The organism is Ensifer sp. 38_S197, from assembly GCF_056924495.1.
Genome location: NZ_JBXOVZ010000001.1, coordinates 2,446,915 through 2,460,657, shown reverse-complemented (window position 1 = coordinate 2,460,657; position 13,743 = coordinate 2,446,915). Strand labels below are relative to the sequence as shown.

Annotated in this window: 11 protein-coding genes; 4 read left to right on the top strand and 7 right to left on the bottom strand. The window is 60.0% G+C overall.

Annotated features, from left to right (window positions below):
* Window positions 1-22: 22 nt before the first annotated feature.
* From AC1Z3V_RS11245 to AC1Z3V_RS11225, 5 genes are all read right to left on the bottom strand, one after another.
* Window positions 23-1,429 carry an aldehyde dehydrogenase family protein gene (locus tag AC1Z3V_RS11245; RefSeq protein ID WP_483498925.1) on the bottom strand — a complete coding sequence of 469 codons (1,407 nt, stop codon included), beginning with the start codon at window positions 1,427-1,429 and terminating at the stop codon, window positions 23-25.
* A gap of 98 nt (window positions 1,430-1,527) precedes the next feature.
* On the bottom strand, window positions 1,528-2,133 hold the full coding sequence (locus AC1Z3V_RS11240) for a glutathione S-transferase family protein (RefSeq protein ID WP_483498923.1): 606 nt from the start codon (window positions 2,131-2,133) through the stop codon (window positions 1,528-1,530).
* Window positions 2,134-2,423: 290 nt separating this feature from the next.
* On the bottom strand, window positions 2,424-3,410 hold the full coding sequence (locus AC1Z3V_RS11235; RefSeq protein ID WP_483498921.1) for a quinone oxidoreductase family protein: 987 nt from the start codon (window positions 3,408-3,410) through the stop codon (window positions 2,424-2,426).
* A 397-nt stretch (window positions 3,411-3,807) separates the two neighbouring features.
* Complete coding sequence (locus tag AC1Z3V_RS11230) at window positions 3,808-4,800, bottom strand: zinc-dependent alcohol dehydrogenase family protein (protein WP_483498919.1); 993 nt, start codon at window positions 4,798-4,800, stop codon at window positions 3,808-3,810.
* A gap of 27 nt (window positions 4,801-4,827) precedes the next feature.
* Complete coding sequence (locus AC1Z3V_RS11225; protein ID WP_483498917.1) at window positions 4,828-5,808, bottom strand: LLM class oxidoreductase; 981 nt, start codon at window positions 5,806-5,808, stop codon at window positions 4,828-4,830.
* Between the two features lie 251 nt (window positions 5,809-6,059).
* Between AC1Z3V_RS11225 and AC1Z3V_RS11220 the strand changes: the two genes are divergently transcribed.
* Together AC1Z3V_RS11220 and AC1Z3V_RS11215 are read left to right on the top strand one after the other, a co-directional pair.
* Entirely contained in the window at window positions 6,060-6,971 is a 912-nt protein-coding gene (locus AC1Z3V_RS11220; protein ID WP_483498915.1) for a LysR family transcriptional regulator, read from the top strand.
* A gap of 331 nt (window positions 6,972-7,302) precedes the next feature.
* A complete protein-coding gene (locus AC1Z3V_RS11215) occupies window positions 7,303-8,517 on the top strand; it encodes an adenylate/guanylate cyclase domain-containing protein (RefSeq protein ID WP_483498913.1) in 1,215 nt (404 codons plus the stop codon).
* 142 nt (window positions 8,518-8,659) lie between these two features.
* Here AC1Z3V_RS11215 and AC1Z3V_RS11210 read toward each other — a convergent pair whose 3' ends face one another.
* Window positions 8,660-9,244, bottom strand: coding sequence for a TetR/AcrR family transcriptional regulator (locus tag AC1Z3V_RS11210; protein ID WP_483498911.1), 585 nt, complete (start codon window positions 9,242-9,244; stop codon window positions 8,660-8,662).
* A 194-nt stretch (window positions 9,245-9,438) separates the two neighbouring features.
* Here AC1Z3V_RS11210 and AC1Z3V_RS11205 point away from each other — a divergent pair, with 194 nt between their 5' ends.
* Together AC1Z3V_RS11205 and AC1Z3V_RS11200 are read left to right on the top strand one after the other, a co-directional pair.
* Window positions 9,439-10,596: an NADH:flavin oxidoreductase/NADH oxidase gene (locus tag AC1Z3V_RS11205; protein WP_483498909.1), complete on the top strand. Its 1,158-nt coding sequence runs from the start codon at window positions 9,439-9,441 to the stop codon at window positions 10,594-10,596.
* A gap of 492 nt (window positions 10,597-11,088) precedes the next feature.
* On the top strand, window positions 11,089-12,072 hold the full coding sequence (locus tag AC1Z3V_RS11200; protein WP_483498907.1) for an MBL fold metallo-hydrolase: 984 nt from the start codon (window positions 11,089-11,091) through the stop codon (window positions 12,070-12,072).
* A 230-nt stretch (window positions 12,073-12,302) separates the two neighbouring features.
* Here the strand turns inward: AC1Z3V_RS11200 and AC1Z3V_RS11195 are convergent, their stop codons facing one another.
* On the bottom strand, window positions 12,303-13,736 hold the full coding sequence (locus AC1Z3V_RS11195; RefSeq protein WP_483498905.1) for an NAD(P)(+) transhydrogenase (Re/Si-specific) subunit beta: 1,434 nt from the start codon (window positions 13,734-13,736) through the stop codon (window positions 12,303-12,305).
* Between the last annotated feature and the right edge of the window lie 7 nt (window positions 13,737-13,743).

The following is a 13,743-nucleotide window of genomic DNA, read 5'->3' as shown; positions in this document are numbered from 1 at the left end:
GATGCCTTCGGCTGCAGTGCAGTCAGGCTTGGTTGAGCGCGTCCGAGCGCCAGACCATCATCTTTTCGGTCTGCATCTCATGCATGGTGTAGGGCATGCCGCCGACGCCATGTCCCGACTGCCGTGCGCCGGCGAACGGCATCCAGTCGACGCGGAACAGCGTATTCTCGTTCACCATGACCGCCGTGCCGTCGAGATGGCGGTAGCAGTGCATCGCGGTATCGATGTTGCGGGTGAACACAGCGGCCTGGAACGAGTAAGGCAGGTCGTTCGATGCCGCGATCGCTGCGTCGACGTCGTCATACGCATAGACGCAGACCACCGGGCCGAACACTTCCTTGCGCGTCACGTCGGCGTCCGCAGGCGGATCTAGCAGTACGGTGTTCGAGTAGCAGCTTGGGGAAAGTTTCTTTCCGCCGCAGACCAGTCGTGCGCCGCCGGCGACCGCCTCGTCCACCCAGCGTCCGATCCGCTCGACCTCCTTGTGGGCGATGAGAGGTCCGACATCCGTGGTCATCAGCAGCGGATCTCCGATCACCATCCTATCGCCCAGGGTCGCCAATCCGTCCGCTACGTCGGCGGCAATGCTTCGATGGCAGAACACCCGCTGCACGCCGACACAGGCCTGGCCGGCGTGCCAGAAGGCGCCGCGGGCAATGCGCGGCATGGCCATTTCGAGGTCGGCGTCGTGCGAAACGATCACCGGGGCGACACCACCATGCTCGAGCGCGCAGCGCGCACCGGGAGCAAGCCTCGATCGCAGCATCCAGCCGACGGCGGCCGACCCGATGAAGGAGAGGAAGCCAACGCGAGCGTCCGTGACCAGGCGCGTAGACAGCTCGGAATTCTCCGGAACCACCATCTGTGCCCAGCTTGGCGGAAGCCCCGCCTCATGAAAGATGTCGACAAGCGACTTGCACGACAGCGGTGTGCTCGTAGCAGGTTTGAGGATCACCGGCGCGCCGACGGCGACGGCGGGGGCCAACTGGTGCACCACGAGATTGAACGGGTGATTGAAGGCGCTGACGCCGACCACGACGCCGATGGGCTCGTGCTGCGTAAAGGCAACCCTGCCCGCGGAGGTCGCATTGAGGTCCATCGGGACCACCTGGCCCGCCTTGGTCCTGAGTTCCTCGATGCAGGTGTGGATGCCGTCGATGCCGCGATCGACCTCGATCAGCGAATCCTTGAGAGGCTTGCCGCCCTCATGGGCGGCTTGGCGGGCAAGCTTTTCGCGACGCGCTCCGATAATTTCGGCGGACCGCTTCAGGATTGCGACGCGCTGCTGCTTGGACAGCCATTGCCGGCGATCACGATAGAGGGCGTAGGCGGTGGAAAGGGCATGTTCGATATCCTCTGCCGTAGCGGCGGGCACCTGTCCGACGGGCGCGCCGTCGAACGGCGAGAGAACTTCGATAATCCTGGCCATATAGATACTCCTGGTTCTTTCAGACACGTGTTTCCCCACCCCGCCAGCGACGCTGGACGGCAAGGAGCAGGGCAATGGAATGTCGATAGCCGTCGCGGCTACGCCGCTGGCATGTCGCGCGGTTGCGTTTGTTCGAAGGACGGACGCGATCGGAGCCGTCCGGACAATACGTCCAGGCGGGGAAGTTGCGGCAGCCACGTCACCGTCGGAAAGCGGAAGCGCATGTAGTCGACCAGCACCACGGTTGAGATTGCGGCGATGTTCGGCACGCCATGATCGACCGTTGGCGGATCGGCCTCCAGACGGCGCAGGGACTCGACCACCGACCGGCGGCGGCGCAACCCGACCGGCGATTCGTCGAACGATCCATCCGTCATCCTGCGGCCGATAATGATGGCCGCCGCGGCGTCGATGCCGCCCATCGCTATCCCCGCCTTTGATAGAACGCTGGTTGGATCGTTGCCGAGCAGCGAGTTGCTCGGATACTCGCCTTCGAGCCACATCAGGATGAGCAGGCTCTCGGTCAATGCCCGGCCGTCGTCGAGCACGAGCGTCGGCACACGGGCACTTGCATTGGCCGCAAGGAGCGCAGAAGCATCTTTCCAGGGGTCGGTCAACTGCCCCTCGAAGGATACGCTCTTCTCAGCGAGCGCAACGCGCACCAGGCGCGCGTACGGAGATGTGGTGCTGTAGAATAATTTCATGATCCCCTCCCCAAGCCGGACCTCCCCGGTCGCGACCCCTCGGTCGAGCGTGAAGCCGACCTTTCAGCGTGACCTGCCCGTGGCCGATCCAGCCCAAATCAAGCATGTCCGCGCATTTCGACGACCTGGAGCCGGCGGATGCTTCAGGCGCTTTCGGCGGCCTTGCAGATCGCCCGCTCGTATGCTCGGGCTTTGCTCGACGAGCCGGTCGGCCCGGCGGTTTTGCAAACATCCCCGCTCATGGATCCTCCACCCATGAGCTCTCGGCGATGAGAACACTCGCGATCTCGTTACGAGACGATGAGCACCACCGAACCCGTGGTTTTGCGGCTTACGAGATCGGAATGCGCCTGCGCTACCTGAGACAAGGGATAGGCGTTGCCGACGTTGATTTTCAAAACGCCTGAAGAGATCAGCCCGAAGACTGCTTCGGCGCCTGCTCGAAAATCATCGGCCTCGGCAGTGTATTGGCTAACGGTCGGCCGCGTAACGAATAGCGAGCCCTTGTTTCGCAATTCCGGCAGGGAAACTCCGTCCACGTCTCCCGATACCCATCCGTAAGACACCACGAGCCCGAACCTCGCGGCGCTGTCGAGCGATCCTGCGAAAGTAGACTTGCCGACAGAATCGTAGACCACCGCACATTTTTTCCCGCCAGTGATCTCGGCAACCTTGGTTGCAAAGTCGTCTGACTGAAGTATCGGGTAGTCGACGCCGAGCTCGTTGGCCACAGACAGCTTGTCCTCTGAACCGGCGGTGCCGATCACGATGGCACCGAGATGCTTGAGCCACTGCACAAGAATCTGTCCGACACCCCCGGCGACGGCGTGCACGAGCACGAAGTCGCCTTTCTTGATTTCACGAAGGCGGGTTGCGAGGTACCACGCCGTCAGCCCCCGGAACAGCGCTCCGGCCGCCGTTGCCGCTGGCATCGCCTGATCTGGCAATCGGTAGGCCCTCTCGGCGGGCACGTTGCGCATTTCAGCATACGCGCCCGCGACAGGCCATGAGTATGCGACACGGTCGCCCACCTTCAAGGACGTGACCGCGGACCCGATTTCAATCACAGTCCCGACCGCGCTAAAGCCGAGCCCAGTAGGCATTTCCGCTGGCATTTGCCCGGAGCGAAGCTGCGTATCGATGAACTCGACCCCCATAGCTTCCTGCTTGATCGAGATCTCGTTCTCGCGCGGCGCGAGCAAAACAAGCTCCTCCCAATCCAACTCCTCGGGTCCGCCCGGCTTGCGAACAACAATTCGGCGGTAGACGTTTAACATTAGTCGAGCTCCTTTGCGGAAGGGCAGCTATTCGCGAAGGTCGGCAAACGGATCGCAAGCGGGCGAATGCGCCAGCCCTTGGTGCAACGGGCGATGAACGTGTCGGCTTCGAATGTCCGAGTAGTGGCAACCGTCCGTCGCCGCAACACTATCCTCGGCCTGCCATCGGGACAATTCGATTAATATTCTCGATTGTTCAGATATCCCAAATAATCGATGCTAGCGGTAAACCTGCGCACCGACAGACCGTATTACGCTTATGAAGCCGGTGGCCGTTGCATCGCGCCCCGGTCTCGGAGCGATACCTGTCATTGCGATCGTCACCACCCGAGAAGGCTGGTGCTGATTTCCCGTCGTGTCCGCGGCGCCCTCAGGCGCCGCGGAGGCAAGGATTGGGTCAAACGACGTTGACCACGACCTTCCCGACCTGTTCATTGGACTCCAGAAAGCGGGTCGCGTCTTGGATATCGTCGAAGGGGTACACGCGAGCGATGACCGGATCCAACTTTCCCGAAGCCAAGCCATCGTTGACGAACGCCTTGGCCAGGGCGAGCGCTTCGTCGTCCTCGACGATCTCATTGTAGAGGTAGCCTTTAAGCGTCAGGTTCATTCCCAGTACGGTAAACTGAGGGAATGGCGTTGGTTCCGTGCTCAGCGCGCCATATTCGACGAGAATGCCGCCGCGGGACATGCTCTTGGTAAGCGCTTCGAACATCGGTCCGCCGATGGGATCGAATACGACGCGCGCACCCTTTCCGGTGGTGATTTCCTGAACCTTCGAAACCAGATCCTCCTCATCTGTGGCGACGACGTAGTGAGCGCCCGCGTCAAGCAGAGCCTGGCGTTTTGCGCTGGTCCTCGTCGTGGCGATGATCGTCGCCCCCACCATCCGCGCCACCTGGAATGCGGCGAGGCCAACACTGCTCGAGGCGGCTGTCACGATGACAAAATCGCCGGCAGTCAGCTTCGCCTGATGAATGAGGGCGCCCCATGCGGTGACATATTGCATCCAGGCGGCCGCGGCCTTCTCGAAGGACACGCTTTCCGGATGCTTTACAGCAAGCTTTGCTGGAACATTGACGAGCTCGCCATATGTGCCCCACCGTGTCATGTCCAAGGAGGGCACGACGCTGACGACATCGCCCTTCTTGATGTCGGATACCGATGCTCCGACCGCCTCGACGACGCCAGCGGCTTCGTATCCGAGCCTGCTCGGAAAAGCCGCATCGATGACGTAGGCATTGCGCCGAAACATGCTTTCAGCCCGGTTGAGGCCGATACTGCGGACAGCGATCTGGACTTCGTCGTGTTCCGGCGGCGGAACATCAAGATCCTCGATCCTGAGCACGCTCGGATCTCCATACTCGTGAATGCGCACGGTGCGGGCCATGTTATTTCCTTTCGTTGCGTCGGCTGACTATTCGGCGGTGAAATGGGGCAGAACGTGCTCGGCCAACTCGGCCAGCACCTCGACGGCGGGTCGACGGGACATCTTGAGGTTCAGAGCGACATGCGCGACGCCCTCGTCCCGCTGCCGTTTCCAAAGCTCGACAAGTGCCTTGCGTCCCGCTGTCAGCCCGTCGCCGGTGCGGACGGGCGCGCCCGGATCTCTATCAAGATTGAAGAAGGTCCCGTATCCGTAAGGCTTGAAGCCGCCCCCTGGCACCGCTGCCCGCCACCCGGCGACAATCGCACCCAGATTGTTCAAATTGCCCTGGTGCCATATCCATCCGTCCATGTGCTCTGCCAGCCACTCGACGGTCTGTCCGGCGCGGCCGATCGCCAAGGTCGGAATGCTACGCTGAATGGGTTTCGGCAATAGATCGAGGCCGCCATTCAGTTCGCCGTAGAATTCACTGCGGTGGCGTGGGAAACCCCGTTCAGTAGCCACTCGGATCAAAGCGCGTGCGTCTCGATACCGTTCCGCTCGATTGCCGAATTCGACGCCGAAGGCGGGGTATTCAACGGGGCGATCTCCGGTCGACAAGCCGAGCAGGAATTTGTTGTTCGAGAGATGGTCCAGACTGGCTGCCTGCTTCGCGATCGTGATCGGGTCACGGAGGGGCAGCACGATGCCGGCGGTTCCGATCGCTATCTGCGTTGTCGCCGCGGCAAGCCACCCCGCATAGACCATTGGATCGAAGACCTGGCCGAGGTCACCAAAGGAGGGGTCGTAGAACGGCACGTCACGGAGCCAGATTGCCGAGAACTCCGCCTGGTCGGCCATCCTGGCCATTGCGACATGCTCTTGCATTGTGGGCGCCGGCACATCCGGGTATGCCTCGAGCGGGGCGATGAAGCCAAATGTCAGACGTCCCTCCCTGAATACGCGCGAGAATCCGCGATGAACGCTGGGATGCGGATTGGTGTCTGACACAGCGTTGGTAGCGGTGCTCATTTACGAGGTCTCTTGATGTGGCCGCGCTGTCGTTGAGATCTGGAACAAACCCTGCTCGACAATTCTGCGCGCTATCCTGATTTCGATCCCGACGGAGCCTATGCCTTTGCGTTGTTGCCGACTATCGCAATAATGGAAACTTCACTATTCTCAGAATAGCGAACAATTAGGCTTGCGATCGGATCAGGCGATCCCTGTGCGCCTCAGGCTGCGCAGGTTGGCTATATACGAAGGGCAAGGGGGCAAAGGTCATGGATTTCGTGCAGCAACTGAGGATTTTCGTATCCGTTGCCGAGAACGGGAGCTTCGCGCGGGCTGCCGAGGCCCTTCGGATGGGTCGTCCGGGCGTTACGACTGCGGTAAGCAGCCTCGAAGATACCGTCGGGGCACGTCTCCTTCATCGCACGACGCGTCGGACAAGCCTCACCAGCCAGGGAGAAGTCTTCTACAGGCGGGCGGTGCAGCTCATTGCTGATGTCGCGGAGACGCAGAACCTCTTTGGCGGGCCCGGCGAGATGCCGAAGGGCCGACTGAGGGTCGACATCCCGGTCGCCCTCGCAAAACCGGTGATCATCCCCAATCTGCCGGCTTTCGCTGCGACATATCCACAGATCGAACTCACCCTCGGGGTCAGCGATCAACCGGTCGACCTCCTTGCAGACGGTATCGATTGCGTCTTGCGCATCGGGGAGCTTCCGGTCGGCAGCATGATCAGTCGGCTGGTCGCCAATATAACCATGGTGACATGCGCCTCACCAGCCTACCTTTCGGAATACGGCATGCCGGAGGCCGTGGAGGATCTCGCTGTCCACCGCGCCGCCACCTACTTCTCCGGTCGCGGAAGACGCACGATCGACCTGCAATTAAGTCACGCCGACGACGCAGTAAAAATGCGTCCGGCAATTCTCGTAAATGATACGGAGGCTCTTATTGCCTGCGGCTTGGCGGGACTCGGGCTGATCCAGGTTTCCGGAACCATGGTTGACGGGTATCTTGCTGCGGGAGAACTTGTAGAAGTCCTGCCGCAGAACAGGGCTGCGAAGAAACCACTGTCCATCATGTATCCGAACCGCCAACATCTTTCGCCCCAGGTTCAGGCATTCATCGGCTGGACCGTCGAGTTGTTCAGGAAATTGGATAATCGCTGGATCGAAAAGCCATAGTATCCCCTCTCGGTAAATGCGGGCTCGGCTCTTGCACCGAGGCGCGGCCCCGATGCCCGCCGATGACCGGATCCCCATGACGACATAAATGGCCGGCCCGCTAGGCGGGACCAGCCTCGCATCACGGATTGTTACGCAACCGACAAACAATGAATTCCCAACGCCGATGCTTCTGAACGAGAAGAGCGCAGCCTAGACTGCCGCGCCGCACTGCAAAACGGCAGTCTCAGTGAAGCCTTGCCCGAAAAAAGGTGGCGTTGCTCTCACCCCCTGAGCTGCCGGAGACGATCATGCTGCGGGGTGATCTCGGCTTAACTAAGAGAACGATTAGATGGCAGCGAATACGAACCTCGACGACGGCGGGAAAGGGGACTGGCCTACACGGCGCCACAGCGTGCTTGACTGGCTGATGTGCGGGACGCAGGAAGAACGCTTTATCGACAACATCCTGATCGAGCTTTGCGAAAGGCTCCGTGCCGAAGGAATTCCAGTGGCCCGCGCGACTTTGCATTTCCGGACGCACCATCCGCAATGGCTTGGTGCCAGGATTTTGTGGCGAGCCGGCGTCAAGGACGCCAAGATTACGACGTTCGATTACGGTGTCGAAGAGACTCCGCAGTTTTTGAGAAGTCCAGCCTACGAAATTTACGATGGCGTGCCGATGGTAAGGAAGCTCCTCGAAGGAGACCGCGAAACGATATCTGAGTACCCGCTATACACAGAGTTAAGCCAGGAGGGCCTCACCGACTACGTCGCGTGGCCGCTCAATCATACGCTTGGCAAACGCCATGTTTTGACCTTCGCTTCCGACCGTAAGGGCGGTTTCTCGGACGAACACATAGAATGCCTCCGCAACCTGTTGCCGGCTATAACTCTGGTCAGCGAAATCAGACTAAAGAACATTCTTGCTCGGACATTTCTCGAGACGTATGTCGGTCCGCATGCCAGCGAAGAGATCCTCGCCGGCGCGACAAGGCGCGGTACCGGCAAGACCGTCAGCGCCGCGGTGATGATCTGTGATCTGCGCGATTTCACGGAGTTTGCCGGACATTGGCCCCGCGACGACGTCATCAAACGGCTGAACCAGTATTTTGACGCCATTTCAGATCCTATCGAGAAATATGGAGGCGAAATCCTCAAGTTTGTGGGAGACGGCCTTCTCGCGATCTTTCCGCTTTCCGATCCCCAAGCATCGAACAATCTTCTCACCGCTGTTCGAGAGGGCCATGCGGCGATAGCAGCCCTTAACCGTGCCAATGCTGGCAGTTGCCTGCCTGCGCATCGGTACGGAGTCGGAGTCCATGTCGGCGAAGTGGCCTATGGCAACATCGGCTCAAAGAAGCGGCTGGACTTCACTGTGATTGGGCCCGCAGTGAATATCGCCTCGCGCCTGGAGGGAATGACGAAGCAATTGAACAGGCCAATCCTGCTATCTCGACAGTTTGCGGAAATGGCCACCTGCGAGGGCGACCTAATCCGTGTCGGCTCGTTCAATGTGCGTGGTGTGAGCGCCCCTCTCGAGGTCTTCGAGATGCCGCTGTCTTAAGCCTCCCTAGCGCGAGCATTCCTAAGCAAGATCCAATTCAGCAATCGCAAATAAAGCAGGTGCAAGAGCGTCCCGATTGGGTGCCCTCGCCGCCCGCGGTCAGGCGCCAATATGCCGAAAAGGGAGTGAACGCATTCGCGAGCTATGCATTGCTGCTCGATCCGCTCTTGCTGGATGGGCCCAGAATTGCGGCGGCCACTATTCCGATTTGTTCAAGGTCCTCTTGTGTTGCACCATCCCGCGCCTGGAGAGACATTCCCTGCAGGAGCGCATTGAGGGTTAGCGCAAGGCCCTTCACGTCGGAATCGGTCGACAACTGCCCCTCGTCTACCGCGCGACGCAGGCGCTGCAAGAACCTGTCCATGCTCTCCTGCCGCAATTCCCTCAGGGCGTCATTCACCGCCTGGGATTCAGGCGCAACATTCGTCGCCGCGAGCACAACAAGGCAACCGCACGGCGCGTCCGTAGAAGTCAGCACCTTCGCGGCCTCCCGAAAGAAGCCGACGAGAGACTCGCGCAAATCTTCGCGTGCCGCCATGCGGTTCCATATGTCGTCCCAATAGACGCGCTCGTAGTAATCGACTGCCTCCATGAACAACTGCGCCTTGTTGCCGAATGCCGCGTAGAGGCTCGGCGGACTGGTTCCGATCGCACTGCAAAGATCGCTGACGGATGCCGGCTCAAATCCATGCCGCCAGAAAACCTTCAGGGCGCTCTCGAGAGCCACCGCACGATCGAATGTCCTAGGGCGTCCCTTACTCTTATGGAGCGGGATCGTGGAATGCGAACTCACTCTGCTCCTCCTTTGTCGCCTAAAAGGGGTTGACACTCTGTATCGATCATTACAGATAATGCATCTGTAATGATCGATACAGACAATTCTCGCAAATCGTGCCCTGAACGTAATCTTGGAAAACCTCGATGACAAAGCTATTCGAACCGTTGAAATTGCGCGGCGTAACCCTGCGCAACCGTTTGGCGCTTTCACCCATGTGCCAATACGAAGCCAAGGATGGCTTCACCAACGACTACCATCTGATCCATTATGGAAAATTCGGCCTCGGCGGTTTTGGGCTCGTCATGGTTGAAGCGACGGCGGTTTCGCCTGAAGGGCGTATCACTCACGGCGACGTCGGCATCTGGGACGATGCGCATGTGGAAGGACTGGGGCGGATCGCAAGCTTCTTGAAGGCCAACGGAGCGAGTCCCGGCATTCAAATCGCGCATGCAGGCCCGAAAGCCTCAATGCAGCGCCCTTACTACGGCGACGGCCCCCTGACCCCTGAGGATCATGCGCGTGGCGATTTTCCATGGGAGGTGGTATCGGCAAGCTCCCTCCCAGTGGACGACGGCTGGCCGACTCCTGCGGAGCTCGACGAGGTTGGGCTTGCGAAGATTCGTTCGAACTTCGCGGATGCGGCACGACGCGCTCTGCGGGCTGGCTTTGAAGTCGTCGAGTTGCATTGCGCGCACGGCTACCTGCTCAACTCGTTTCTATCTCCGCTAACAAACTTGCGCGGGGACCAATATGGCGGCAGCCGGGAGAACCGCATGCGGTTGGTCCTTGAGATCGCTCGGGAAATACGCGCAATCTGGCCGCAGGACAAGCCGATGTTCGTCAGGATATCCGCGGTTGATGGCAGTGTCTCAGGTGTCACGATCGATGACAGCATCGCACTTGTAAAGGAACTCGCCGCCATCGGCGTCGATGTCGTCGACTGCTCATCAGGCGGCATCGGTAGGTCATATGATCATCCCAGTGGATACGGGCACCAGGTCCCATACGCGGAGCGCATCGCGCGCGAAACCAGTGTGAAGACGATGGCGGTCGGTTTGGTCATCGATCCACGCCAGGCGAACGCGATCGTGATGTCGGGTCAAGCCGACCTCGTGGCAATCGGCCGAGAAGCTTTGCGCAATCCGAACTTTGCCTTCCATGCAGAGCACGCTCTCGGTGCAATCGATCCGAACAACCCGTTCGGCAACTGGCCGCAGCAGATCGGGTGGTGGCTGAACGGGAGACAACGCAAGATCGACCGGCTGGGAGCCTGGGCTCCTGAGACTGACGCCGCCGCCTAATAATCGGCACCTTGTTCTCCCGGCGCCTCCTGCGCCGGGAGTTGCAAAGACGCGGACCGGACCAAAGGCCTAGAGTCTCATCGTTTAGCTGCGATGAGCGGACACCAATACCTGTTCCAAAACTCGGTTCTCCTGCCTGGTGCCGCCCATGGGCCGAAAGTCACTCTCTAAGAACATCGATCGAGCAGCCTGCCTGCTCGCCACGCGTGAGGCGTTCCTGTCTGCGATGACATGCTCTTCCAGGGGGCGGCCACTGCGACGGCTACCCGACTGTTACGCACCTGACAAACAATGAATTCCCGACGCAATTGCTTCTGAGCGAATGGCTGGCAGCCTAGACTGCCACGTGCCGCTCTGCACGAAGACGACAGCTTCGCCATGAACCGTTGTCCCACCATGGAACGAGCGAAACCGGCGCCTCGTCATCTCACGTGGTGTCCGTCGCCGTTGCCGTGCAGGCTGTACGGATAAGCAGCAATGGAGAAAACCTGAATGACCAATACGAACTTGCTATTGAAACGGCGTCACCTCATGCTCGGCGCCGCGCTTTCGATGGGCGGGCTCACTCTGACGCCGCGAGCGACGTTGGCGAAAGCGCCGATGATCGGGACACCCGCGCCCTATTTCTACCGGTTCAAGTTCGGTGATGCGGAAGCGACCATCGTTTCGGACGGCACCTTGGCCGTCGGCGATCCCCACCATGCATTCCTCGGCATCGACGCGGCGGAGATCGACCGCCAGCTCAACGAGAACTTCCTCTCGACAACGAACGCGGTGCTGGAGCAAAACGTCCTAATCCTCAACACCGGCAGCAAACTGGTGCTGTTCGACACCGGCATGGGCTCGCTGGAGATGTTCGGGCCGACCACCGGCAAACTGCTTGCAAGCATAAAGCAGGCCGGCATCGATCCGAAAGACATTGACGCAGTCGTGATGAGCCATGCGCATGTCGATCACTGCGGCGGCATCATGGCCGACAATGGCCAACGGCACTTTCCCAATGCGCAGTACTATATCAGCCAAGCCGACTACGACTATTGGACCGACGAAAAGACGGTGCCTGCCGACCTGAAAGTGTTCCTGGAGACCGCACGCAAGAACCTCGTACCGAACCGGGACCGCATCGTGTTCTTCAAGGACGGCGAGGAATTCCTGCCCGGCATCCAAGCCATTGCTGCGCCGGGGCACACGGTGGGGCATACTATCTTCATGATCAGTTCAGGTGGCAAGCAGCTCTGCTACACCGCCGATCTGGCACACCACCCGGTCCTTCTCCTAGAGAAACCACTGACAGAGTACGCCTACGATACCGATCCTAAGCAGTCGGCTAAATCGCGTGTGAAGATGCTCTCGATGCTTGCAGCGAACCGCATTCCGATCTTGGCATACCACTTCGCATGGCCGGGTCTCGGCCACGTCGCTAAGCACGGCGAGGGTTTTAGATATTATCCGTCCTCGATGGTGATGGAGATGTGAGAAAAACGGGGCGGCCGCATCGGTGACCGCTCCGTTTGATTCTGGCCATCAGGGCAGCGTCCCGAGGGTCGGGAGCAAACGCGGAGTGAATCCGGCGCCTGTCGCGAGGCGGTTTGCTACGCCTCTCCGGCGTTCCCGCCGCTGTCCACAGCAAGCTCCGACACCGACGGCGATCCACGCCTACGCCGAACATCGGCAGGGCAGACGAGCACGTTCGCTTGCATCCACCATTAAGCGATCATCGGGAGAAGTTCGTTGAGCGACTTCTTTGCATCACCGTAGAACATGCGCGTGTTGTCCTTGAAGAACAGGGGGTTCTCGATTCCCGAGTAGCCGGTACCCTGCCCTCGCTTCGAGACGAAGACCTGCTTCGCCTTCCACACCTCAAGAACCGGCATGCCGGCAATCGGGGAACTCGGATCTTCCTGGGCGGCCGGATTTACGATGTCGTTCGATCCGATGACGATGACCACATCGGTGTTCGAGAAATCTTCGTTGATCTCGTCCATCTCAAGCACGATGTCGTATGGAACCTTGGCTTCGGCGAGGAGCACGTTCATGTGCCCCGGCAAGCGCCCCGCGACTGGGTGAATGGCAAAGCGCACTTCCTTGCCTGCCGCACGCAGCTTGCGCGTAAGCTCCGACACAGCCTGTTGCGCCTGGGCAACCGCCATCCCGTAGCCGGGCACGATGATGACACTGTCGGCGTCGTTTAGAGCTGTCGCAACCCCGTCCGCATCGATCGCGATCTGCTCGCCCGCGATCTCAACAATGGACAAGTTCGTCGCTCCAAAGCCGCCGAGGATCACCGAGATGAACGAGCGGTTCATGGCCCTGCACATGATGTAGGACAGGATCGCACCCGACGAGCCGACGAGAGCGCCGGTGACGATCAGCAGATCGTTGCCAAGCGTGAATCCGATTGCAGCCGCTGCCCAGCCTGAATAGCTGTTCAACATCGAGACGACGACCGGCATGTCTGCGCCGCCAATTCCCATTATCAGATGATAGCCGACAAAAAGGGCGAGAGCTGTCATCGCGATCAACGCCCAGGCACCCGCGCCGTTTGCGTAGTCCACCAGCAGAAAGAACGAAAGAAGCGCTGCTGCCGCGTTGAGATAATGTCCGCCGGGCAGCTTCTTTGCCTTACCGCCAACTTTGCCAGCGAGCTTCCCAAACGCGACGACCGAACCAGTGAAGGTGACCGCCCCGATAAAGACGCCGAGGAAGACCTCGACCCTCATAATGGATAGCTCCACTGCGCTCTTGTGCGCGAGGACGCCCGCGAACCCGGTGAGCATCTCGCGCGCCGGCTCGTCCATGGCCATGACACGGACAAGTTCCACATGCGCGTTGAATCCGATGAAGACGGCGGCCAAGCCAACGAAGCTGTGCAGCGCTGCAACGAGCTGAGGCATTTCGGTCATCTGCACACGGCTCGCGACATATTGGCCGATAACAGTGCCGGCGGCGATCATCAGAAGGATGAGCAACCAGTTGCCGACGCCGGGACCGAACACGGTTGCGACCACTGCCAGCACCATCCCAGCCATGCCGTACCATACCGCGCGTTTGGCGCTTTCCTGACCGGAGAGACCACCGAGCGCCAGGATGAACAGGACAGCGGCAGCGATATAGGCGGCCGAAACGATTCCCATCGTCATGATAATC

Excerpts from the sequence above, each read along its gene's own strand:
- AC1Z3V_RS11225 (WP_483498917.1), bottom strand. The coding sequence starts at position 5,808 with ATGAGCACCGCTACCAACGCTGTGTCAGACACCAATCCGCATCCCAGC.
- AC1Z3V_RS11220 (WP_483498915.1), top strand. The coding sequence starts at position 6,060 with ATGGATTTCGTGCAGCAACTGAGGATTTTCGTATCCGTTGCCGAGAAC.
- AC1Z3V_RS11235 (WP_483498921.1), bottom strand. The coding sequence starts at position 3,410 with ATGTTAAACGTCTACCGCCGAATTGTTGTTCGCAAGCCGGGCGGACCC.
- AC1Z3V_RS11245 (WP_483498925.1), bottom strand. The coding sequence starts at position 1,429 with ATGGCCAGGATTATCGAAGTTCTCTCGCCGTTCGACGGCGCGCCCGTC.
- AC1Z3V_RS11205 (WP_483498909.1), top strand. The coding sequence starts at position 9,439 with ATGACAAAGCTATTCGAACCGTTGAAATTGCGCGGCGTAACCCTGCGC.
- AC1Z3V_RS11195 (WP_483498905.1), bottom strand. The coding sequence starts at position 13,736 with ATGACGATGGGAATCGTTTCGGCCGCCTATATCGCTGCCGCTGTCCTG.
- AC1Z3V_RS11200 (WP_483498907.1), top strand. The coding sequence starts at position 11,089 with ATGACCAATACGAACTTGCTATTGAAACGGCGTCACCTCATGCTCGGC.
- AC1Z3V_RS11230 (WP_483498919.1), bottom strand. The coding sequence starts at position 4,800 with ATGGCCCGCACCGTGCGCATTCACGAGTATGGAGATCCGAGCGTGCTC.
- AC1Z3V_RS11240 (WP_483498923.1), bottom strand. The coding sequence starts at position 2,133 with ATGAAATTATTCTACAGCACCACATCTCCGTACGCGCGCCTGGTGCGC.
- AC1Z3V_RS11215 (WP_483498913.1), top strand. The coding sequence starts at position 7,303 with ATGGCAGCGAATACGAACCTCGACGACGGCGGGAAAGGGGACTGGCCT.